26 protein-coding genes are annotated in these 22092 nt (G+C 56.4%); 5 read left to right on the plus strand and 21 right to left on the minus strand.

Annotated elements, in window-relative coordinates:
* The 9 genes from ACOTX4_RS19035 to fkpA form a co-directional block, all read right to left on the minus strand.
* Nucleotides 1–679, minus strand: a 679-nt coding sequence (locus ACOTX4_RS19035) for a GTP-binding protein (RefSeq protein ID WP_171963674.1), incomplete at its 3' end; no start/stop codon positions are given.
* 69 nt (nucleotides 680–748) lie between these two features.
* Complete coding sequence (gene fusA, locus ACOTX4_RS19040; protein WP_022651946.1) at nucleotides 749–2863, minus strand: elongation factor G; 2115 nt, start codon at nucleotides 2861–2863, stop codon at nucleotides 749–751.
* A 96-nt stretch (nucleotides 2864–2959) separates the two neighbouring features.
* On the minus strand, nucleotides 2960–3430 hold the full coding sequence (gene rpsG, locus ACOTX4_RS19045; protein WP_003861706.1) for a 30S ribosomal protein S7: 471 nt from the start codon (nucleotides 3428–3430) through the stop codon (nucleotides 2960–2962).
* 96 nt (nucleotides 3431–3526) lie between these two features.
* On the minus strand, nucleotides 3527–3901 hold the full coding sequence (gene rpsL / locus ACOTX4_RS19050) for a 30S ribosomal protein S12 (protein ID WP_000246815.1): 375 nt from the start codon (nucleotides 3899–3901) through the stop codon (nucleotides 3527–3529).
* A 124-nt stretch (nucleotides 3902–4025) separates the two neighbouring features.
* Nucleotides 4026–4313, minus strand: a complete 288-nt coding sequence (tusB, locus tag ACOTX4_RS19055; protein WP_015571409.1) for a sulfurtransferase complex subunit TusB — start codon at nucleotides 4311–4313, stop codon at nucleotides 4026–4028.
* A gap of 7 nt (nucleotides 4314–4320) precedes the next feature.
* A complete protein-coding gene (gene tusC / locus ACOTX4_RS19060; RefSeq protein ID WP_023323813.1) occupies nucleotides 4321–4680 on the minus strand; it encodes a sulfurtransferase complex subunit TusC in 360 nt (119 codons plus the stop codon).
* Nucleotides 4680–5066 carry a sulfurtransferase complex subunit TusD gene (gene tusD, locus ACOTX4_RS19065; protein ID WP_003861699.1) on the minus strand — a complete coding sequence of 129 codons (387 nt, stop codon included), beginning with the start codon at nucleotides 5064–5066 and terminating at the stop codon, nucleotides 4680–4682. Before tusD ends, tusC begins: the two co-directional genes overlap by 1 nt.
* Nucleotides 5066–5788, minus strand: a complete 723-nt coding sequence (locus tag ACOTX4_RS19070) for a helix-turn-helix transcriptional regulator (RefSeq protein ID WP_003861697.1) — start codon at nucleotides 5786–5788, stop codon at nucleotides 5066–5068. The genes tusD and ACOTX4_RS19070 overlap by 1 nt, the downstream gene beginning before the upstream one ends.
* A 167-nt stretch (nucleotides 5789–5955) precedes the next feature.
* Nucleotides 5956–6774: an FKBP-type peptidyl-prolyl cis-trans isomerase gene (gene fkpA, locus ACOTX4_RS19075; protein ID WP_003861695.1), complete on the minus strand. Its 819-nt coding sequence runs from the start codon at nucleotides 6772–6774 to the stop codon at nucleotides 5956–5958.
* A 238-nt stretch (nucleotides 6775–7012) separates the two neighbouring features.
* Between fkpA and ACOTX4_RS19080 the strand changes: the two genes are divergently transcribed.
* Nucleotides 7013–7231: a protein SlyX gene (locus ACOTX4_RS19080; protein WP_003861693.1), complete on the plus strand. Its 219-nt coding sequence runs from the start codon at nucleotides 7013–7015 to the stop codon at nucleotides 7229–7231.
* A 51-nt stretch (nucleotides 7232–7282) separates the two neighbouring features.
* Here the strand turns inward: ACOTX4_RS19080 and slyD are convergent, their stop codons facing one another.
* The 4 genes from slyD to kefG form a co-directional block, all read right to left on the minus strand.
* The gene (gene slyD, locus ACOTX4_RS19085; protein ID WP_003861691.1) at nucleotides 7283–7873 is read right to left on the minus strand and encodes a peptidylprolyl isomerase; all 591 of its coding nucleotides are present in this window, start codon (nucleotides 7871–7873) and stop codon (nucleotides 7283–7285) included.
* 94 nt (nucleotides 7874–7967) lie between these two features.
* Nucleotides 7968–8168, minus strand: coding sequence for a YheV family putative zinc ribbon protein (locus ACOTX4_RS19090; protein ID WP_003861689.1), 201 nt, complete (start codon nucleotides 8166–8168; stop codon nucleotides 7968–7970).
* 13 nt (nucleotides 8169–8181) lie between these two features.
* On the minus strand, nucleotides 8182–9987 hold the full coding sequence (gene kefB / locus ACOTX4_RS19095; RefSeq protein WP_003861688.1) for a glutathione-regulated potassium-efflux system protein KefB: 1806 nt from the start codon (nucleotides 9985–9987) through the stop codon (nucleotides 8182–8184).
* A complete protein-coding gene (gene kefG, locus ACOTX4_RS19100; RefSeq protein WP_059288194.1) occupies nucleotides 9987–10541 on the minus strand; it encodes a glutathione-regulated potassium-efflux system ancillary protein KefG in 555 nt (184 codons plus the stop codon). The genes kefB and kefG overlap by 1 nt, the downstream gene beginning before the upstream one ends.
* 129 nt (nucleotides 10542–10670) lie before the next feature.
* Between kefG and ACOTX4_RS19105 the strand changes: the two genes are divergently transcribed.
* Together ACOTX4_RS19105 and ACOTX4_RS19110 are read left to right on the plus strand one after the other, a co-directional pair.
* The gene (locus tag ACOTX4_RS19105) at nucleotides 10671–12575 is read left to right on the plus strand and encodes an ABC transporter ATP-binding protein (protein WP_003861684.1); all 1905 of its coding nucleotides are present in this window, start codon (nucleotides 10671–10673) and stop codon (nucleotides 12573–12575) included.
* Nucleotides 12576–12590: 15 nt separating this feature from the next.
* On the plus strand, nucleotides 12591–13523 hold the full coding sequence (locus tag ACOTX4_RS19110) for a LysR substrate-binding domain-containing protein (RefSeq protein ID WP_023323815.1): 933 nt from the start codon (nucleotides 12591–12593) through the stop codon (nucleotides 13521–13523).
* A 39-nt stretch (nucleotides 13524–13562) separates the two neighbouring features.
* On the opposite strand, the gene mdcH is transcribed toward ACOTX4_RS19110, so the two are convergent.
* From mdcH to mdcA, 8 genes are all read right to left on the minus strand, one after another.
* Nucleotides 13563–14459: a malonate decarboxylase subunit epsilon gene (gene mdcH / locus ACOTX4_RS19115; RefSeq protein ID WP_045330106.1), complete on the minus strand. Its 897-nt coding sequence runs from the start codon at nucleotides 14457–14459 to the stop codon at nucleotides 13563–13565.
* Nucleotides 14459–15076, minus strand: coding sequence for a malonate decarboxylase holo-ACP synthase (locus ACOTX4_RS19120; protein WP_045330103.1), 618 nt, complete (start codon nucleotides 15074–15076; stop codon nucleotides 14459–14461). The genes mdcH and ACOTX4_RS19120 overlap by 1 nt, the downstream gene beginning before the upstream one ends.
* A gap of 2 nt (nucleotides 15077–15078) precedes the next feature.
* Complete coding sequence (locus tag ACOTX4_RS19125; protein WP_023314938.1) at nucleotides 15079–16038, minus strand: AEC family transporter; 960 nt, start codon at nucleotides 16036–16038, stop codon at nucleotides 15079–15081.
* Nucleotides 16039–16161: 123 nt separating this feature from the next.
* Nucleotides 16162–16962: a biotin-independent malonate decarboxylase subunit gamma gene (gene mdcE, locus ACOTX4_RS19130; RefSeq protein ID WP_003861675.1), complete on the minus strand. Its 801-nt coding sequence runs from the start codon at nucleotides 16960–16962 to the stop codon at nucleotides 16162–16164.
* Nucleotides 16962–17795: a biotin-independent malonate decarboxylase subunit beta gene (locus ACOTX4_RS19135; RefSeq protein ID WP_003861672.1), complete on the minus strand. Its 834-nt coding sequence runs from the start codon at nucleotides 17793–17795 to the stop codon at nucleotides 16962–16964. Before ACOTX4_RS19135 ends, mdcE begins: the two co-directional genes overlap by 1 nt.
* Nucleotides 17788–18087, minus strand: a complete 300-nt coding sequence (gene mdcC, locus ACOTX4_RS19140; protein ID WP_000411786.1) for a malonate decarboxylase acyl carrier protein — start codon at nucleotides 18085–18087, stop codon at nucleotides 17788–17790. The genes ACOTX4_RS19135 and mdcC overlap by 8 nt, the downstream gene beginning before the upstream one ends.
* A gap of 9 nt (nucleotides 18088–18096) precedes the next feature.
* A complete protein-coding gene (locus tag ACOTX4_RS19145; RefSeq protein ID WP_045330100.1) occupies nucleotides 18097–18954 on the minus strand; it encodes a triphosphoribosyl-dephospho-CoA synthase in 858 nt (285 codons plus the stop codon).
* Nucleotides 18954–20609, minus strand: coding sequence for a malonate decarboxylase subunit alpha (gene mdcA / locus ACOTX4_RS19150; RefSeq protein WP_003861669.1), 1656 nt, complete (start codon nucleotides 20607–20609; stop codon nucleotides 18954–18956). Before mdcA ends, ACOTX4_RS19145 begins: the two co-directional genes overlap by 1 nt.
* A gap of 228 nt (nucleotides 20610–20837) precedes the next feature.
* Between mdcA and ACOTX4_RS19155 the strand changes: the two genes are divergently transcribed.
* Nucleotides 20838–21860, plus strand: coding sequence for a hydrolase (locus tag ACOTX4_RS19155; RefSeq protein ID WP_045330091.1), 1023 nt, complete (start codon nucleotides 20838–20840; stop codon nucleotides 21858–21860).
* Nucleotides 21857–22075, plus strand: a complete 219-nt coding sequence (locus tag ACOTX4_RS19160; protein WP_003861664.1) for a YheU family protein — start codon at nucleotides 21857–21859, stop codon at nucleotides 22073–22075. Before ACOTX4_RS19155 ends, ACOTX4_RS19160 begins: the two co-directional genes overlap by 4 nt.
* Nucleotides 22076–22092: the final 17 nt, after the last annotated feature.

Here is a 22092-nt window from a genome sequence, read left to right on the forward strand (position 1 = left end):
CGGTACCACGACCGGAGATGGAGAATACGTCTTCGATTGGCAGCAGGAATGGCTTGTCAATCGCACGCTCTGGTTCTGGGATGTAAGAATCCAGGTAGCCAGCCAGTTCGATGATTTTCTCTTCCCACTCTGCTTCGCCTTCCAGCGCTTTCAGCGCGGAACCACGAACGATTGGAGTGTCGTCGCCTGGGAAATCGTACTGAGACAGCAGTTCACGAACTTCCATCTCTACCAGTTCCAGCAGCTCTTCGTCATCAACCATGTCGCACTTGTTCAGGAACACGATGATGTAAGGAACGCCTACCTGACGACCCAGCAGGATGTGTTCACGAGTCTGAGGCATAGGGCCGTCAGTCGCAGCAACAACCAGGATCGCGCCGTCCATCTGCGCAGCACCGGTGATCATGTTTTTAACATAGTCGGCGTGGCCTGGGCAGTCTACGTGTGCGTAGTGGCGAGTCGGGGTGTCATACTCAACGTGAGAGGTGTTGATGGTGATACCACGAGCTTTTTCTTCTGGTGCGTTATCGATCTGATCGAAAGCACGAGCAGCACCGCCGTAGGTTTTAGCCAGTACGGTAGTGATTGCAGCAGTCAGGGTAGTTTTACCATGGTCAACGTGGCCGATAGTACCAACGTTGACGTGCGGTTTTGTACGTTCAAATTTTTCTTTAGACACGGCTATATTCCTTACTATAGTGCTCTCCCCTTCGGAGAGAGCACGGGACTTAGGTTTTAATCCTGTGGATTACTTACCACGGGCTTCGATAACGGCCTGAGCAACGTTGTTCGGCGCATCATCATACTTCAGGAATTCCATAGTGTATGATGCACGACCTTTGGTCAGAGAACGCAGCTGAGTTGCATATCCGAACATTTCAGACAGCGGAACTTCAGCGTGGATCTTAACGCCAGTTACTTCGGATTCCTGACCACGCAGCATACCGCGACGACGGCTCAAGTCACCGATAACGTCACCGGTGTTCTCTTCAGGAGTTTCTACTTCAACCTTCATGATCGGCTCAAGCAGAACTGGTTTTGCTTTCTTAAAGCCTTCTTTAAAGGCAATAGACGCAGCCAGTTTAAACGCCAGTTCAGAGGAGTCAACGTCGTGGTAAGAACCGAAGTGCAGACGAACACCCATGTCTACAACCGGGTAACCAGCCAGAGGACCAGCTTTCAGCTGCTCCTGGATGCCTTTATCAACGGCAGGGATGTATTCGCCAGGAATTACACCACCTTTGATGTCGTTGATGAACTCGTAACCTTTCGGGTTAGAGCCCGGCTCCAGTGGGTACATGTCGATCACAACGTGACCGTACTGACCGCGACCACCAGACTGCTTAGCGTGTTTACCTTCAACGTCGGTAACTTTCGCGCGAATCGCTTCGCGGTAAGCAACCTGAGGTTTACCCACGTTCGCTTCAACGTTGAATTCACGCTTCATACGGTCAACGATGATGTCCAGGTGCAGTTCACCCATACCAGCGATGATGGTCTGGTTAGATTCTTCATCAGTCCATACACGGAATGATGGGTCTTCTTTCGCCAGACGGCCCAGAGCCAGACCCATTTTTTCCTGGTCAGCTTTGGTTTTTGGTTCAACTGCGATGGAGATTACCGGCTCAGGGAATTCCATACGCTCCAGAATGATCGGGTGATCCGGGTCACACAGAGTGTCACCAGTGGTCACGTCTTTCAGACCGATAGCAGCAGCGATGTCGCCCGCACGAACTTCTTTGATCTCTTCACGTTTGTTAGCGTGCATCTGTACGATACGGCCAAAACGTTCACGCGCCGCTTTCACGGAGTTCAGGATGGTGTCACCGGAGTTAACCACACCAGAGTAAACGCGGAAGAAGGTCAGGTTACCCACGAATGGGTCGGTAGCAATTTTGAACGCCAGTGCAGAGAATGGCTCTTCATCACTTGCGTGACGCTCAGCCGGAGTATCTTTACCGTCGTCCAGGATGCCGTTGATCGCAGGAACGTCAATCGGGGATGGCAGGTAGTCAACTACCGCATCCAGCATCGCCTGAACACCTTTGTTCTTGAACGCAGAACCACAGGTTACCAGGATGATTTCGTTGTTCAGAACGCGCTGACGCAGAGCAGATTTGATCTCTTGCTCAGACAGTTCTTCACCACCCAGGTATTTTTCCATCAGCTCTTCAGAAGCTTCTGCTGCGGATTCGATCAGGTTCTGGTGCCATTCGTCAGCCAGGTCCTGCATCTCTGCCGGGATATCTTCGTATTCGAAGGTAACGCCCGCATCTGCTTCGTTCCAGTTGATGGCTTTCATTTTCACCAGGTCGATAACGCCGGTGAAGCCTTCTTCAGCACCAATTGCCAGCTGAAGCGGAACAGGGTTCGCGCCCAGACGGGTTTTGATCTGGCCAACAACTTTCAGGAAGTTAGCACCCATACGGTCCATTTTGTTAACGAACGCGATGCGTGGAACTTTATATTTGTTTGCCTGACGCCATACGGTTTCAGACTGTGGCTGAACACCACCAACTGCGCAATAAACCATTACCGCGCCGTCAAGAACACGCATGGAACGTTCTACTTCGATGGTGAAGTCAACGTGCCCTGGGGTGTCGATGATGTTTACGCGATGCGGTTCGTACTGCTTAGCCATACCTGACCAGAATGCAGTAGTCGCTGCGGAGGTGATAGTAATACCACGCTCCTGCTCCTGTTCCATCCAGTCCATGGTGGCTGCGCCGTCATGAACTTCACCGATTTTATGGTTTACACCGGTGTAGAACAGAATACGTTCGGTAGTAGTGGTTTTACCGGCGTCGATGTGCGCACTGATACCGATGTTACGGTAGCGTGCGATGGGTGTTGTACGAGCCATTTGATTCCTCGTTTATATCTTTAGGCGTTCAGTTAAGTTACCCAGAGCGGGCGGCTTCTCTGAAGCGCCCGCCTGGTGACTACGACTCCGAAGGGATTACCAACGGTAGTGTGCGAACGCCTTGTTGGCTTCTGCCATACGGTGAACGTCTTCACGTTTCTTAACTGCGGTACCTTTGTTTTCCGCAGCATCAGAAAGTTCGTTCGCCAGACGCAGAGCCATGGATTTATCACCGCGTTTACGAGCAGCTTCAACGATCCAACGCATTGCCAGAGCATTACGACGAACCGGACGAACTTCAACTGGAACCTGATAAGTAGAACCACCAACGCGGCGAGACTTAACTTCTACAGTCGGGCGCACGTTGTCGAGAGCGACTTCGAAGGCTTCCAGTTCATTTTTACCAGAACGCTGAGCCAGGGTCTCCAGCGCGCTGTATACGATTGCTTCTGCGGTAGATTTTTTACCATCTACCATCAGGATATTTACAAATTTTGCCAGCAGTTCTGATCCGAATTTCGGATCTGGAAGAATTTTACGCTGACCAATGACGCGACGACGTGGCATGGGATTACTCCGTTGTTAATTCAGGATTGTCCAAAACTCTACGAGTTTAGTTTGACATTAAGATAAATCAGTTTGGCCTTACTTAACGGAGAACCATTAAGCCTTAGGACGCTTCACGCCGTACTTGGAGCGAGCCTGCTTACGGTCTTTAACACCTGAGCAGTCCAGCGCACCACGAACGGTGTGGTAACGAACACCCGGAAGGTCTTTAACACGACCGCCACGGATCAGGATCACGGAGTGCTCCTGAAGGTTGTGACCTTCACCACCGATGTAGGAAGTCACTTCGAAACCGTTAGTCAAACGCACACGGCATACTTTACGCAGTGCGGAGTTTGGTTTTTTAGGAGTGGTGGTATATACACGAGTACATACGCCACGTTTCTGCGGGCAGGCTTCCAGCGCAGGCACGTTGCTTTTTGCAACTTTGCGTGCACGTGGTTTGCGTACCAGCTGGTTAACTGTTGCCATTAAATAGCTCCTGGTTTTAGCTTTTGCTTCGTAAACACGTAATAAAACGACCTCATACAATATGAGGACGCGAAATTTTAGGGCTACGTCGAAAAGGTGTCAAGAAATATACAGCGATCTCAAATCACCAGTTCATTTGACTGGCGTGCGTCACAGTAAGATTGACGAAATCAGTATAGCCAACCACGTCAATTTTGGCTGAAATTTGACCAGAAAGACCCCGCGCATCCAGATCCTCTTTCAGCGCAGAGACTGTAATGGGGGCATTCGCGAGGATTTCAACAAAACGGCTGCCTTCAAGCGCCGCGAGCACGCCATCCTGAATCAGCAGCAGATCATCACCTTCGCGCAGCATGCTCAGTAACGTGTCGATATCACATTGCCACGGTGAACGGCTCAGGGTATGGAGCATGACAGCCTCAGAAAGTCAGAACGGTATCGTAGTGAGAGAGTTGTTCGCGCAGCGCAGCAGATGTCAGGATCGTCACGTCCAGCACGAACGGTGTTATCTCGTTTAACCCACGCGCGGCCAGCGAGTCGGCGCACACATAGAAGGTTTCAATGTCATAGAGCGGCAGAACTTTAAAGGTCGCAATGTAGTCGCGCGCAAGAATGGCCTGCGGTTGTTGGCCTGCAAGAAGCTGGAATACGCCATCGCCTAAAAAGAAGACGCCGATATCTTCGGTTAATGCCGATGTCGCGAGCAATGCATCCAGCCCTTCCCGGCCTGAAGCGCTGCCATGCGGCGCAGAAGTAAAAACAAACGCTACGCGCTTCATCAAAATTGCACCACTCTGTCGCAGGTCAACGCCGCCTGTGCCAGGGCACCTAGACCACTGAGGGAAAAGCCCGGTTGCAGGTTAGCCCCCGCCAGACCAAGGCGTTCGGCTTCGGTCGCATCCGTCACGCCGCGACGCAGTGCCGCCGCGACGCAGATATGCAGGTCAACGCCCTGCGTTTCGTTTAATTTTTGCCAGGCGCGCACAAGGTCAAACTCATCGCTCGCCGGGGACGTAAACTGGTTCGCGTTATAGACCCCTTCACGATAGAAGAAGACGCTTGCCAGTTCATGACCGGCATCAAGCAGCGCATGGGCAAACTGTAGCGCGCTGCTGGCCTGCTGGGTACCGTACGCCGGGCCCGTCACCATTAACGCAAAACGCATTACTTGTCTTGTCCCAGAAAGTCGCCGCTTTTGAACTGGCGAATATAGAGGTAAACCGTGTGTTTGGAGATATTCAGGCGATCGGCCACCTGGTTGATGGCATCTTTGATATCAAAAATCCCTTTCTCATAGAGGTTCAGGACGATCTGACGATTCTTGGCGTTATTGGATACGTTGCGATCGGCATTCACCTCTTCAATGGTGAACTCCAGCGTCTGGGTCACGAGATCCTCAACCGAAGAAGCAAAGTTCACCGATGAGCCCACGTCCGGCGTTTCTGGCGGGATGAAGGTGCTCATGATTTGCGAGAATGGCACATCAAGGTTCATGTTGATGCACAGCAAACCGATTACCCGGTGTTCGCGGTTTCGAATCGCGATCGTTTCTGATTTCATCAGCACGCCGCTTTTGGCGCGGGTGAAATAGCATTTTGAGACGCTGCTGTCCGCGCCGGTCATGTCATGCAACATACGCAATGCAAGGTCGGTGATTGGCGAACCAATTTTACGGCCAGTGTGCTCACCATTCGCAATGCGGATAGCGGAACACTTAAGATCTTGCAGGGAATGCAATACGATTTCGCAGTGGGAACCAATGAGCATCGCTAACCCGTCCACTACCGCTTCGTAGGATTTCAGAATATCGAAGTCGGTCTGGTCAAATGGACGTTGATCCAGCAAATCAAGTTCACTGGTTTCGTTGGTTAAAAGCGACCTGGACATGAAAAAAACACTCCTTTTCAGGAGCCTGTCGTTAGGTTTTCAGGGCAGGCTCATTATCTACACGGACAACTAAATTAATACAGCGTGTATAACGCTTTCCAGTGTTAATTATATCTGCCCCACAATAAAAAAACCGCCGCCTGTAAAGGCGGCGGTTTTTTTCAGCATTACTTCTTAGCTGCTGCGGCTTTGTCGTCAGCCGGTGCGTCTGTTTTCGCATCCGCTTTCGGCGCCGGTTTGATGTCCAGCAGTTCTACATCAAATACCAGCGTGGAGTTAGCCGGGATACCCGGAACGCCGGTTTTGCCGTAAGCCAGATCCGGTGGGATGACCAGCTTGATTTTACCGCCTTTCTTGATGTTCTTCAGGCCTTCGGTCCAGCCCGGGATCACACCATCCAGACGGAAGGAGAGAGGCTCACCACGGGTATAAGAGTTATCGAACTCTTTACCGTCGATCAGCGTACCTTTGTAGTTCACCACAACGGTGTCGCTGTCTTTAGGCGCGTCGCCAGTACCTTCTTTCTCAACCTTATAGATCAGGCCAGTAGAAGACGTTTTAACGCCTTTCTCTTTAGCGAACTTGTCGCGGTAGGCTTTGCCTTTCGCTTCGTTATCTTTAGCATCTGCTTCCATCTTGGTCTGAGCGGCGCCTTTCACGCGCGCTTCAAACGCTTGCAGAGTCTGCTCGATTTCCTGGTCAGACAGTTTGCTCTTGTCTGCGAACGCATCCTGGACCCCTGCGATCAGCTGGTTTTTGTCCAGTTTGATGCCCAGTTTCTCTTGTTCTTTCAGAGAGTTTTCCATGTAACGACCCAGAGACGCGCCAAGTGCGTAGGCGGATTTCTGGTCGTCATTTTTGAATGCCGCTTTGCTGTCTGTAGTCGCAGCAGGCTTCGCAGCAGTATCAGCAGCGAAAGACAGCGGCGCATTGAGCGCTACAGCCATAGTGGTCGCCAGCAGCGTAACTTTAAACAGTGATTTCATCCATATCTCCAGGACCTGAGGTCTCTCACCCCAGTGTTAAACGTAAATGAGTGACGTACTATAAAACGTTGTGGAAGAAATCTACAGACAGACTCCCCCGAATGTCGCTTCTTTTCAGACTATTTTTGTTTAAATAAGTTTCTTGTCAGGGAGATGGATACTGTACTTAAGGAAAAAGTCAGCTAAACTTCGCCGCCGCTGGTCCATTATGGCGAACGACAGATAAACGAGGTGAATGATGAAGGATACAACGATCGAAGCGAGACTGGCTGAGCTGGAAAGCCGCCTGGCTTTTCAGGACATCACCATCGAAGAACTGAACCAGACCGTGACGGCCCATGAGCTTGAAATGGCAAAACTGCGCGATCACATGCGCCTGCTGACGGAAAAGCTGAAGGCCACGCAGCCGTCAAACATTGCCTCTCAGTCAGAAGAGACGCCACCACCTCATTATTGAGGCGTAAAAAAAGCGGGATTATCCCGCTTTTTTATTTTCCGGAGTACGGAATCAGTGGCAACCGCAGCCGCCGTTACCGCAACCACCTTTACCGTGGCCGTGGTCATGACCATGGTCGTGGCCGTGACCACCGCAGCAGCCGTCATGGCCGTGATCGTGGTCATGGTCGTGACCGTGCGCACCGTGAACGTGGCCATGAGCCAGCTCTTCTTCAGTCGCTTCACGGATCGCAACAACTTCTACGTTGAACTTCAGGTTCTGACCCGCCAGCATGTGGTTGCCGTCAACCACAACGTGGTCGTCTTCAACTTCAGTGATTTCAACCGGAACCGGACCCTGGTCAGTTTCCGCCAGGAAGCGCATGCCAACCTGCAACTCGTCAACGCCCATGAATACGTCTTTAGGAACGCGCTGAACCAGGTTGTCGTCATACTGACCGTAAGCGTCGTTCGCGCCTACAGCAACGTCGAATTTGTCGCCAACTTCATGGCCTTCCAGCGCCGTTTCCAGGCCGGAAATCAGGGAACCGTGACCATGCAGGTAGTCCAGCGGCGCACTCACCGGAGACTCATCAACCAACACACCGTCTTCTGTACGTACCTGATAGGCCAGGCTGACCACCAGGTCTTTTGCTACTTTCATGATATCTCCTGAGCGTGGGAAAATTGCTGGCGCAGATTGTAGCGGAAATCTGCACCCGTGTACCCTTAAGCTTAAAAAAACTCAGAGCATATCGCTAGTCTGGATGAAAAATGCCGATCACTTGCTCTTCTTTGCGAACATGATCGCGGGCTTCTTTGTCGGCCTCACGCATCTGGTGACCGCACTTAACACATTCAACGATATCGATATTATTTTCACGCCACATGGCCAGCGTATCTTGCGCCTGGCAGGATGGGCATTTTGCGCCCGCGATAAAGCGTTTACGTACAGCCATCTTTCGTTACCCTTTATTCAAATTCATCCCAGCCGTCGAGCTGGCGTCGTTCCTGTTGCATCTCACGCTGGAAGATCTCCTCCAGTTCGCGACGCGCTTCCCGCACGCGGGAGATCTGCGCCGTGTCGCTGTGCACGGGCATCAGTTCACGCAGCATTCGCATATCCAGCCTGCGGAAATGCATCTGGGCGCGTTGCGCCTGATGAGGATGCATACCCAGCGAAACCAGCGCCTTGCGTCCCAGCTCCAGCGCGCTGGAGAAGGTTTCGCGGGAGAAGTGTTTCACACCCGCCTGCAAAAGTTCGTGAGCCTCCACACGTCCACGCGCACGCGCCAGAATATGCAGATGCGGGAAATGCTGCTGGCACAGCTCCACCAGCTTCATCGTGTCTTCCGGATCGTTGCAGGTGATGACGATGGACTCCGCAGCCTCTGCGCCCGCCGAGCGCAACAGCTCAAGCTGCGTCGCATCGCCGTAGTACACCTTATAACCATATTTGCGCATCAGGTTGACGGCGCTGATATCGCGCTCCAGCACCGTAATGCGCATTTTATTTGCCATCAACAGGCGACCAATCACCTGTCCGAAGCGACCAAAGCCCACAACGATCACCTGCGGTTTATCATCTTCCACCCACGGCGCTTCGTCTTCATCGTCTGCGGGATTCAGGCGGCGCGACAGCAGTTTGTCCACCAGCTTCATCAGCAGCGGGGTGGTCATCATCGACAGCGTGACCGTCACCAGCAGCAGCGCCATCTGGTCATCTTTGAACAGCTTCTGAGACGACGCCGTGGAAAACAGCACAAACGCAAATTCTCCCCCCTGGCTTAACACGCTGGAAAACTGCATTCTTTCCGAGCTGCGCAGCCCGTAAATCCTCGCGAGGAGATACAGCACCAGCGTTTTGACCGCCACCAGCACGGCGACACTCGCAATAACCCACAGCAGATGGGTATAGAGCACGCCAAGATTAAGCGCCATACCCACCGAGATAAAGAACAGCCCTAGCAGCAGCCCCTTAAACGGATCGATGGCGGTCTCCAGCTCGTGGCGGTACTCGCTTTCCGCAAGCAGCACCCCGGCGATAAACGTCCCAAGCGCCATCGACAGCCCCAGCGCATCCATAAACAGCGCTGAGCCAAGCACCAGCAGCAGCGTTGCGGCGGTGAATACCTCGCGCACGCCGGATGCTGCAATAAACCGGAATACCGGACGCAGTAAAAACCGTCCGCCGATCAGCATCCCCGCGAAGGCCAGCACCTTCATGGAGATCTTCATCCAGTCGAAATGATCGTCTCCGGATCCCGCCAGCAGCGGCACCAGCGCCAGCGCCGGGATCACCGCTAAATCCTGGAACAGCAGCACCGAAAAGCCCAGTTGCCCCGCCTCGTTGCGGTTCATCCCTTTGTCGCGCATCAGCTGAAGCGCCATCGCCGTCGACGACATCGCAAGACCGATCCCGCCAATCACCGCGGCCTGCCAGGAAAACTGCGTCAACATCAGCAGTCCCGCGAGAATGGCCGCGCTGAGTAACACCTGCGCCGCCCCGACGCCAAAAATAGATTGCCGCAGCTGCCACAGCTTGGAGGGGTTCAGCTCAAGGCCAATGATGAACATCAGGAAGACCACGCCCAGTTCAGAGAAGTGGAGAATTTCATCCACATCGCTGATAAACCCAAGCCCCCAGGGGCCAATGGCTATCCCAGCCAGCAAATAACCCAGCACCGCGCCAATGCCGAGACGCGCGGCAAGCGGGACCGCGACGACGGCGGCGAACAAAAACAGCACCCCGGCAAGGAGTAAATTCGAACCGTCCATTAGCGTCCTCCCGCCGGAATCGGTGACGCCAGCCATTCGCCATAGGCCCTGGCATGGCTCGCCAGCGCTTTCGGATCCTGCCGCCGTGCCCAGTAGATAATAATCGGGCTCATCCAGTGCATACGGCACATCGCCGCCGTCAGCTCAAACGGCCGCAGAATGTCGCTCATGGGGTAACGGTTCAGCCCGTCGTGACGGTAAGCGCTTTCCGGCTCACCGGTGGTAATGACACTCCGCCAGTACTTTCCCGCCAGCTGGTTGCCCCCCACCCCGCTGGAGAAGCCCCGGCTCAGCACGCGGTCCAGCCACTCTTTCAGCAGTGCCGGACAGCTGTAGGTATAAAGCGGATGCTGGAACACAATCACGTCGTGCTGACGCAGCAGTTCCTGCTCGTAAGGAATATCGATAAAAAAATCGGGATAGTGCGCGTAGAGATCGTGCACCGTTACGTTACTTAGCTGTGTGGCCGGCTTAAGCAGCACCCGGTTCGCCACCGAGTCCTGTGATTCCGGATGGGCATATAGCAGCAGCACTTTCGCTGTCTGAGACATCATTCCCCTCCCGGTTCTGTTTTTGTGTATTGTTGTCGTTTTGGGCTACCATGGCGGCCCGGTGGGGAAAATGGCCCACACCTTACATTATCATAATGACAAATTAACATAGTCGGAACATACGGCGCTTCTATGATTGTTTTCTCCTCGTTACAAATTCGTCGCGGCGTGCGCGTCCTGCTGGATAACGCGACTGCTACCATCAACCCGGGCCAGAAAGTGGGGCTGGTCGGCAAAAACGGCTGCGGTAAATCCACCCTGCTGGCACTGCTGAAAAACGAGATAAGCGCGGATGGCGGTAACTTTACCTTCCCGGGCAACTGGCAGCTCGCCTGGGTGAACCAGGAGACGCCCGCACTGAGCGAACCCGCGCTCGACTATGTTATCGACGGCGACCGTGAATACCGCAAGCTCGAAGCAGAACTCAACGCCGCCAACGAACGCAACGACGGCCACGCCATCGCCACCGTCCACGGCAAGCTGGACGCCATCGATGCCTGGACCATTCGCTCCCGCGCCTCCAGCCTGCTGCACGGCCTGGGTTTCAGCAACGAACAGCTTGAACGCCCGGTGAGCGATTTCTCCGGCGGCTGGCGTATGCGCCTCAACCTGGCGCAGGCGCTGATCTGCCGCTCCGACCTCCTGCTGCTCGATGAACCCACCAACCACCTCGATCTCGATGCGGTTATTTGGCTGGAGAAGTGGCTCAAGAGCTATCAGGGCACTCTGATTCTGATCTCCCACGACCGCGACTTCCTCGATCCGGTGGTGGATAAAATCATTCATATCGAACAGCAAAGCATGTTCGAGTACACCGGCAACTACAGCTCCTTCGAACGCCAGCGCGCGACGCGCCTTGCCCAGCAGCAGGCGATGTATGAAAGCCAGCAGCAGCGCGTAGCGCACCTGCAAAGCTTTGTGGATCGTTTCAAGGCCAAGGCGTCAAAAGCCAAGCAGGCGCAGAGCCGCATCAAGATGCTGGAACGCATGGAGATGATCGCCCCCGCGCACGTGGATAACCCGTTCCACTTCAGTTTCCGCGAGCCGGAGAGCCTGCCGAATCCGCTGCTGAAAATGGAAAAAGTGAGCGCAGGCTATGGCGATCGCATTATTCTCGACTCTATTAAGCTTAACCTGGTGCCGGGTTCACGCATTGGCCTGCTGGGGCGTAACGGCGCCGGTAAATCCACGCTGATCAAGCTGCTGGCGGGCGAGCTTAACCCGGTCAGCGGCGAAATCGGCCTGGCGAAGGGCATTAAGCTTGGCTACTTCGCCCAGCATCAGCTGGAATTTTTACGCGCGGATGAATCGCCGATCCAGCACCTGGCGCGCCTGGCGCCGCAGGAAATGGAGCAGAAGCTGCGCGACTACCTCGGCGGCTTTGGCTTCCAGGGCGATAAGGTGACTGAAAATACAGCGCGTTTCTCCGGTGGTGAAAAAGCGCGTCTGGTACTGGCGCTGATCGTCTGGCAGCGTCCAAACCTGCTGCTGCTTGATGAACCAACCAACCACCTCGATCTCGACATGCGTCAGGCGCTGACCGAAGCGCTGATTGAGTTCGAAGGGGCGCTGGTTGTCGTGTCGCACGATCGCCACCTGATCCGCTCCACCACCGACGATCTCTATCTGGTACACGGCGGCAAAGTCGAACCGTTTGACGGCGACCTGGAAGACTACCAGCAGTGGCTGACGGACGTGCAGAAGCAGGAAAACCAGCCGGAAGAGTCAGCGAAAGACAACGCCAACAGCGCCCAGGCGCGTAAAGACCAGAAGCGCCGTGAAGCGGAGCTGCGCACCCAGACGCAACCGCTGCGTAAAGAGATTGCCCGCCTCGAAAAAGAGATGGAAAAGCTCAACGCCACGCTTGCTGCCGTCGAAGAGAAGCTGGGCGACAGCGAACTGTACGATCAGAGCCGCAAAGCGGAGCTGACGGACTGTCTGCAAACTCAGGCGAAAACCAAATCCAGCCTCGAAGAGTGCGAAATGGCATGGCTGGACGCGCAGGAACAGCTGGAAGCGATGCTGCAAGCCGACTAACACGCCGGGAGGGTTATGAGCTTCGATACCACGAGCGAGATTACATTCCGTAAGCTCAGCATCTTCATGACGTTCATGGAGAAGGGCAATATCGCACGTACCGCCGAAACGCTCGGCCTGAGCGGTGTCAGCGTGCACCGCGCGCTGCATACCCTCGAAGAGAACGTCCGCTGCCCGCTCTTTGCTCACAAAGGGCGTAACCTGATTGCCCTCCCCTCCGCATGGACGCTGCTGGAGTATTGTCAGGAGGTGATGCAGGTGATGGAGCGCGGGCTGGAAGAGTCGCGCAAGATCGCCGGTATCGGCCAGGGACGGTTGCGCGTCGGCACGCTCTACTCGCTGACGCTGGAAACCGTGCCGCGCCTGATAATGGGCATGAAGCTGCGCCGTCCGGATCTGGAGATGGATCTGACGATGGGCTCGAACGAAACCCTGCTCCATATGCTGGATGAGGGATCGCTGGATGCGATTTTAATCTCTATTTCCGAAAGCGATATCGACCGTAACAGCCTCGAAGTGCTTCCTCTGTTCCATGACGATATTTTCCTTGCCGCACCGGCTTCTGCCACGCTGAATACCAGCGGCCCCGCCGATCTGCGTGATTATAAAGATCAGAAGTTTGTCGCCCTCGCGGAAGGGTTCGCCACTTACGCCGGGTTTCAGGAAGCGTTTCATATCGCCGGTTTCGAGCCGGAGATTGTGACGCGCGTGAACGATATCTTCTCGATGCTGAGCCTGGTGCAGGCGGGGGTCGGGTTTACGCTGATGCCGGGCAGGATGAAGAAAGTGTACGAAAATTCGGTGCAGCTACTGAAGCTGGCGCAGCCGTACCAGATGCAGCAGCTGATTGCGATCGTCTTTGCCCGCAACCGCGAGCAGGATCCGAGCCTGCGGGCGCTGGCCGCGGAAGGGCGGATGTATGCCAGAAGTTTGCAGGATAGTGCCTGATGTTATTGCCCGGTGGCGCTACGCTTACCGGGCAAAAAGTCACCGCTGAAGCCGACCCGCCAGATGCACCGCCACGTCCACTCCGCTGCGCTCCAGCGAAATGGATTCGCCTTCCCACGCCGCCTGCCGCGTCAGACAGGTCAGAATACCCCCTGGCGGCATCTCAATCGCCAGACGTGCTTCGCGCTCGTTAGCGGAAATCACCGCCTCCTGCCAGCGCACGGTTCGCGCCATATTCATCGCCAGGTCGTCGGCAATTTTCTCTGGCTGCCAAAGCACGCGCCCGGTACTGCCGCTCAGGTACGCGCAGCGGGGGCGTGAAAGCGTGACTGATTCAAACGCTGCGGCCAGCTTCTGCGCCGGTTCCGCCAGCAGTTCACAGTGCGACGGTACGCTTACCGCCAGCCGTTTGGCCTTGTTCGCGCCCTTCGCCAGCGCGCGTTCGGCTACCTGCGCCATGCCGTCATCGGCTCCGGCAATCACGATCTGCGTTTCGGCGTTCAGGTTAGCGATATAGGTTCCTGTCCCCTGAATCAGGTTTTCCACCTGGGGCAGGGTCAACCCCATTATCGCCGTCAGGCCGTAGCCGTGGGGATACGCCTGCTCCATCAGATCGCCGCGCAGCGCCACCAGCTTCAGCGCGTCCGTAAAGTCCAGCACACCGGCGATAACCGCCGCAGGATAAGCGCCAATGGACAGACCGCTGACAATATCCGGCGACACGCCGCGACGTTCCAGCTCGCGCGCCCAGGTCACGCCTGCAATCAACAGCGAAAGCTGAACCGCGCGGGTGTGGGTTAACGAGGATGCGCTGTCCAGGGTATCGACTTCCGCCCCCAGCACAGCACGGGCCTGCTCCAGCTCTGTTCCCGGCAGGTTTTGCAGCATACCTTCATGCTGTGTGCCCTGCCCTGGAAAGGTAAACAGTATTTTCATTACTCCTCCCTGTGCCATGGATCCGCCACCAGGCGCGGCCCATATTGCGTTTTTAACAGCGTTTTGCCGTCGCGTAACCATTCCGCCAGCGCGAATCCGCCCTCGGGCGTATCCACCTGTGTATCCGCCCGGCACAACGCACGACTGAGCTGAGCCTGCCAGTCAGTAAACGCCTCAGGGGAAACGGTACACGGGGCGCGGATCAGCAGATCGAGATCGCTGTCGGCGTGGATCACCGGAATGCCGGTCGCCAGCGCGTAACCCGTACTGCCGGTTATCCCCCACGTCCACGGCCATGACTGCTGCGCAAGCTGAAGCGCCACCTGAACCGGCGGCTGGGTGATAAACGGCGAACGCAGCAGGTCGGCGGCAACGCTCAAATCTTCGGGCGACGCCACGCGCAACACGTTCTCAGGCTTCACCCATCCGGCCGCCCGCTGGTCGCGGCGCAATCCGCGCACGCCAACGGGAATACGGCCTTCATTATCAACATCACGCCGTACCACTACCGGTAGCCCGGTATGCCAGGCCGCGTCCACCCAGGATTCAGTAATCCCTTCCAGGGCGTCGCGCGCGGTAAGCCAGATGAGGTCGTGTGGGCGTAATGTTGTGGTCATGATTACATTCCTGAAGTCAGCGAGATAAACAGCGGCAGCGACAGGATACACAGTATGGAGCTCAACAGCAGCACGGCTTCAGCATCCGGCGACTGCACGCCAAAGCGGTTACCGAACACCACGCCAAAGAAGCCCGCAGACAGCGCAATCATCAGGATGGCGGTGATAGCCACGGAGCCGTGCAGACCGAAGATTAAAACGATACCCCAGGCAATCGCTGGCTGGATCAGCAGCTTGGCGATAGTAGAAGTGATCACCATGGTGTTGATCTGAAGCTTACGCGCGGAGAGGATCACGCCGGTCAGGAACAGCGCCGCAGCGGTCGCGGACAGTCCCAGCGGTTTAATCGCCGCCAGCACCAGCTCCGGCATTGTGATGCCGATAGCGGACAGGATCACACCCAACAGCGGGCCCATCACGATCGGTTTTTTAATGGAGCGCCACATCAGCACCGGCAGCATGGAAAGCGTTGAACCGGAGTTATTGCCTTCGGCGCGCGCTTTCTCACGCTCCAGAATCAGCAGGCAGAACGGGGTCATCAGCACTGAACCACAGGCGATGGAGACCGCCACGGACAGCGACGTTGAAGAGCCTTCGCCCAGCACGCTGCCCAGAATCGGCAGGCCAAGCGCCGCGTAGTTTGGCAAGGCGACGGTAAGCGTCAGCACGGCCGCATCTTGCGGGGATTTTTTAAATACGTTTGTCGCGAGGAAGTAGATGACCGCATAGGTGATCCACATCGCCAGGGTGAGCACCAGGATCAGCGGCGACTGCGCCACGATGCCGGTCCACGGGGTTTGCACGGTGGCGCTGAATAGCGCGGCCGGGAGTGCAAAATCCATCACGAAGATATTCAGCAGGGAAACATTTTTGTTATCGACCATCTTTGCCTTACCGGCCCAGAATCCCAGCAGCATGATGACGAAAATCGGTGCAAGAGCATGAACAATTACGTAAGTCATAAATCACCTGTAGTAAAAAAGTTTAAGCACTGGCGCGATGTTTATTATTTTCAGGATGCAGGTTCCCGCGTGGACGCAACGGGCGCGCCCACGGGGTGATGCATCTGGCAGGTCTCTTTTTACTTACCAGCTGGCTCGCATACGTTCACGTACGAGCGCTGAGCTGCGGCGGTTGTCAGCACCCAGACGGTTTTTCAACGTGGTGTCCTGACGAGCGTCACTGATGGCCTGTTGCAGGGTGGTTTTCACCCGCGTCAGATCGCTTTCGGAAGGGGCATCCGGATTGCTGATATCCAGCAGGTCGGAAAGCAGCCCCAGCGTGGCGTAGTTGCTGATGTCGTACGCCATTGGCGGGATGGTTGCCGCCAGTTTTTCCAGCGCCTCAACGGTACGCAGCGTAATGCGCGCCGCAGACTCTTTGCCCATGGCGTGGATCAGCACGCCTTTATCGTTGAAGGCAATCAGACGGTTAGCCTGGTAGCCGTGCGCCAGAAACGCGCCGGACATGGCCTTACCGACGATAAGACCAATCACCGGATGACCTGCCAGCCGCGCATTAGCGTAGGCGGCAGCGGCGCCGGCCAGCGCCTGGTGGATGCCAAACGCCTCTTCGCGACGGCCATAGGCCTGGCTTGGGACATCGATCACCGCCACAATCGGGCGCTTCACGGCTTTATCTGCATCAGCGGCAACGGTTTCGCTGACCACTTTTGCCAGCGTCCAGCCTTCCAGCAGGCCGACTTCACCCTGCGCCGCGCGCGGGAAGTGGTTGTTGGCGTCCGGCACCACGGCGACAAAACGCACCGTTTCACCGTTCAGCTCGCCGTCTGCGGCCTGCACGGACGGGCATAACCCCTCCAGACGTTTCGCGTTCGGGGCCAGAGTTTCCAGCCAGAGTTCGCCACGGCTAATTGAGTTAGTCATCATTTCACCTCCCGGGCAAAAAGCGCTTTAATCTGTTCGGCATCGGCCTGTTTGCGGGTGTCGAAATTCGTCAGACGGTTCAGATAATCGTCGTAGTTATCGGTGCGATGTTTCGCCGGTACGCCTTTGGCGATGGCCTCGTTCATCGCGGCTTTCACCGCGTTCACGCCGTCGCCGACGAGCGCGTCCACCAGCCCGCTTTCATAGCGCACTTCGCCGCCGGTCATGCTCCAGATAAACGGACGGTCGCGGGAGTCGTACTCTTCAATGCCCGCTTCCTGCTCAATAACCTGCGGGCCGTTGAGGCCAAGACGCGCTTCGCGGGTCACAATCAGATAGCTGCACAGCGCCGCGGCGATAGACATCCCGCCGAAGCAGCCTACGGTCCCGGCGACAATCCCGACGACCGGGGTATAGCGACGCAGGTCAACGATCGCGGCGTGGATATCGGCAATCGCCGCCAGGCCGAGGTTGGCTTCCTGCAAACGCACGCCACCGGTTTCGAGGCACAGTACCGCCTGAGTCGGAATGCCGTTGCGGTTATCTTCCGCCGCCAGCTCCAGCGCCGCCGCCATTTTGGCGCCGGACACTTCGCCCATGCTGCCGCCCTGGAAGGTGCCTTCAATCGCCACCACCACCGCAGGCTGGCCGTTGATGGTCCCTTTCGCGACCACCATGCCGTCATCAGCCTGAGGAACAATCCCCTGTGGCCCAAGCCATGGAGAAATAATGCCTTCGAACGGATCCAGCAGTTCGCGGTAGCTGCCGTCGTCGAGCAGCGCCTGTGCACGCTGGCGCGCTTTTAGTTCGATAAAGCTGCTGTCATCACGCATGATTCACCCCTTCAAAGACCTGTTCGATACGAATGCGTGCCACGCCCGGCGTCGCGCCGAAGTCGTGGATGGTCAGCTTACCTGCGGGCAGGCTGCTGACGGTTTGCAGGCGGTTGAACAACGCCTCCCAGCGCCCGCGGCTGTTGTCGACGGAGGTGGTGATATCAATGGTTAAGGTCTGGCCCGGTTCGGCGGTGAAAAGCACCTCCATATCCCCGGAACCGACTACCCCTGCCAGCGCCCTGCCGCTTACTTCGCGGCTGGCGGGCACGGTCAATGTGATTTTTTCCATAACATCCTCTTAATGCTTTGAATAGGGCGTTTCGACGCGGTCAAGAAACAGCGTGGCGGCAAGCAGGTCTGCGGCTCCGCCCGGCGAGGCGTTAAGCGCCAGCATCTGACGGTCTAACCGCGCCAGCGCCTGCTGCCCGGCGAGCGTTGCGCATCCTCCGGCGTTCAGCACTGCACGGGCGCCGTTCTGCATGGCGTCCAGCCCCTCCATGCCGGCGCGCGACAGCACGCAGGTGTCGGTGAGCGAGGTCATGATCGCCATCAGCGCGTCGAGTCTGGCCTGCGTTTCGCTGCTGCCGTTGAGACGGCTGAGGCGAAGCTGCGGCAGCGCGCGCTGCATGATGTGCGGAAACGCCTGCTGAGCCTCTTCACGCGCACCCGGTACACGGTAGCGGTGCGTGACGCGTAACCCCTTGCTGAACACTTTCGGCGCCACGTCATCCGGCAGCTTCGCCAGCTGAGCGGCGGTGTTCGCGACGGTTTGCGCACGGGCATCGCCGCCCAGCATCGCCACCGCGCTCACCAGCAATCCCAGCGCCCAGATCGCGCCACGGTGCGTGTTCACGCCGTCGGTAGCGGCCATCATCTGCCGTTCACCTTCGCGACCCAGGCGGCCAACGGTTTGCCGGAGGGCAATATCCGCCGGACGCTGCCAGCTCTGCTGTGCCAGCGCCTGAAACGTGGGGGTCAGGCTGTGAGCGGAGCGCTCCATCAGCGCAAGCGATAAATCGTGGTGCGCGCCGTTCCCCCGGCTGTCCACCAGACCGGGCTTCGGGCTTAAACGTGCTTCGTCAATCAGACACTGCGTGGCGGTTCGCGCCAGCCATTCGGCACCGCCTTCAACCTGGATCTGGGGCAGAAGTTTCATTACCAGCTCCGGAATTTCGCAGGTGGGTTATACAGACCACCGGACCACTCAACGAGGTCAGCCACGCTGCCCGCAGCCAGCAGAGAGCGAGTGGCATCGGTACGACGAATGCCCATATCTTCCGGATACACAACCTTGCCGCTCTGGCGCAGTTCCGCCACGCGTTTGGCGTCAACGCCCAGACCGATATCGGTGATACCCGCCACGGCGGCGACCATGGCGCGACGCTCTTCCAGATCTTTCGCCCGGTAGAGGTAAGCAATCCCCTCTTCCGTCAGCACGTGGGTGACGTCATCGCCATAAATCATGACCGGCGCCAGCGGCATACCGGAGGCTTTCGCGACGTCAACAGCGTCGAGTTTTTCCACGAAGGTTGGCTTCACGCCCGCCTGGAAGGTTTCCACCATCTGCACAACCAGCTTTTTACCGCGCTGCATCGGGTCAGGCTCGGTGATCATGTTCAGCCAGGCCGGTGTGGCGTGGCGACGACCGTGCGGATCGTGGCCCATGTTTGGTGCGCCGCCGAAGCCGGAAAGACGGCCGCGGGTCACGGTTGAGGAGTTAGCGTAACCATCAACCTGTAGCGTGGAACCGATAAACATATCGACCGCGTACTGACCAGCCAGCTGACAGAAGGCGCGGTTAGAGCGCATGGAGCCGTCAGCACCGGTAAAGAACACGTCCGGACGGGCGCGGATGTACTCTTCCATCCCAAGCTCGCCGCCGAAGCAGTGGACGCTCTCCACCCAGCCGCTTTCGATGGCCGGGATCAGCGTTGGATGCGGGTTCAAAGTCCAGTGTTTACAGATTTTGCCTTTGAGTCCGAGCTGTTCGCCGTAGGTTGGCAGCAGCAGCTCGATCGCTGCGGTGTTAAAGCCAATCCCGTGGTTCAGGGACTGCACCTGGTGTTCGGCGTAGATGCCTTTAATCGCCATCATCGCCATCAGGATGTGTTCCTGTTTGATCAGGCGTGGGTCGCGGGTGAAAAGCGGTTCGATAAAGAACGGCTTATCGGCAACCACCACAAAATCAATCCACGAGCCCGGAATATCCACACGCGGAAGGTCGCACTCGTCATCCACCAGCTCGTTCACCTGCGCGATGACGATGCCGTCGTGGAACGCGGCGGCTTCCACCAGCGCCGGGGTATCTTCGGTACTCGCCCCGGTATAGAGGTTGCCTTTGCGGTCCGCTTTAAAACCGGCAATCAGCGCCACGTTTGGCGAAAGGTCGACGTATAAACGTGAGTAGAGTTCGATGTAGGTGTGAATCGCCCCGATTTCGAGCTGACCATCCTCCAGCAGCTGCGAAATGCGCAGGCTTTGCGTACCGGAGAAGGAGAAGTCCAGCTTGCGGGCGATGCCTTTCTCAAAGATGTCCAGATGTTCGCTGCGGCCCACGCTCGGCATGATCATATGCAGATCGTGCACGATTTGCGGGTTCACTTCCGCCAGTGAACGGGAAAGGAAATCCGCCTGCTTCTGGTTGTTGCCTTCCAGAACGACTTTGTCGCCTGGTGCGATCAGTTTTTCCAGCATGGCGACAAGATCGCCGGTTGGCAGTACCTTGCCCTGCACCGGTACGGACGCCAGACGACGCGCTTTCTCACTGCGTCGGGTGTTCCATTGCCGGGTGGGTGTTTGCCCAGATAACATTATTAACCTCCTGATTCAGCACATCATTCTGATTTGCTTAACGTTGAGTAAAGTGTGCGCTCTGGTGAGAAAGGCATCAATTAAGCGTAGAGGCAAATCATTAGCCTGAGAGTAATAATCAAGGTAAATATTTGTGATCGGGATCAGTTCATGTTTCGGAAAAACGGGCTAAACGGGGTACAATTCGGAAGGTATAGTTAATTTCTGACAAGAATCAGCATCGCCCTTATGACCCAAATTATTCCCTCAGACTTCGACATTGCAGCCGAAGAGAGCGCAGAGTTCGTGCCCATGCGCGGTGTGGCTAACCCTCACCTGCAAACCATGCTGCCGCGCCTGATCCGCCGCAAGGTACAGTTCACCCCGCACTGGCAACGCCTGGATTTGCCGGATGGCGACTTTTTGGATCTCGCCTGGAGCGAAGATCCGGATCGGGCCAGACATAAACCCCGTCTGGTAGTGTTTCACGGTCTGGAAGGCAGCCTGCACAGCCCTTACGCACACGGACTCATTGAGGCGGCGAAAGCCCGCGGCTGGCTTGGGGTGGTGATGCATTTTCGCGGATGCAGCGGCGAGCCTAATCGTCAGAAACGCATTTATCACTCGGGTGAAACCGAGGACGGCACCTGGTTCCTGCGCTGGCTAAGAGACAATTTCGGCGAGGCGCCAACGGCAGCGGTGGGGTATTCGCTGGGCGGCAATATGCTGGCCTGTCTGCTGGCGAAGGAGAGCGACGCCGTACCGCTGGATGCGGCGGTGATTGTCTCTGCGCCGTTTATGCTGGAGCAGTGCAGCTATCATATGGAAAAGGGCTTTTCGCGAGTGTACCAGCGCTACCTGCTCAACCTGCTGAAAGCCAACGCCGCGCGCAAGCTGAAGGCCTATCCGGATACGCTGCCTGTGACGCTGCAACAGCTCAAACGCGTGAAGCGCCTGCGCGAGTTTGATGATTTGATCACCTCGAAAATTCACGGTTTTGCCGATGCGATTGACTATTACCGTCAGTGCAGCGCCATGCCTTTACTGAATCAAATCACGAAACCCACGCTGATTATCCACGCCAAAGATGATCCGTTTATGGATCATCACTCGATCCCGGCGCCCGATCATCTGCCGGCCAACGTGGAGTATCAGCTCACCCAATTCGGGGGACACGTCGGTTTTGTCGGCGGCACGCTGCGTCGGCCAAAAATGTGGCTTGAGACGCGTATACCCGACTGGTTAACGGCCTATCTGGACGGTAAAAAATGATTATTCCCTGGCAGGATCTCTCTCCCGAAACGCTCGATAATCTGATTGAAAGCTTTGTCTTGCGCGAAGGCACCGATTATGGTGAACATGAACGTTCGCTTGAACAAAAGGTCAACGATGTTAAGCGCCAGCTTAAAAGCGGCGACGTGGTGCTGGTATGGTCCGAACTGCATGAGACGGTCAATATCATGCCCCGCAACGCGTTTCATGGCTGATCTTTACACTTTTCCAG

This window comes from Enterobacter cloacae complex sp. IR5459, from assembly GCF_049238005.1.
Taxonomy (GTDB): domain Bacteria; phylum Pseudomonadota; class Gammaproteobacteria; order Enterobacterales; family Enterobacteriaceae; genus Enterobacter; species Enterobacter hormaechei_C.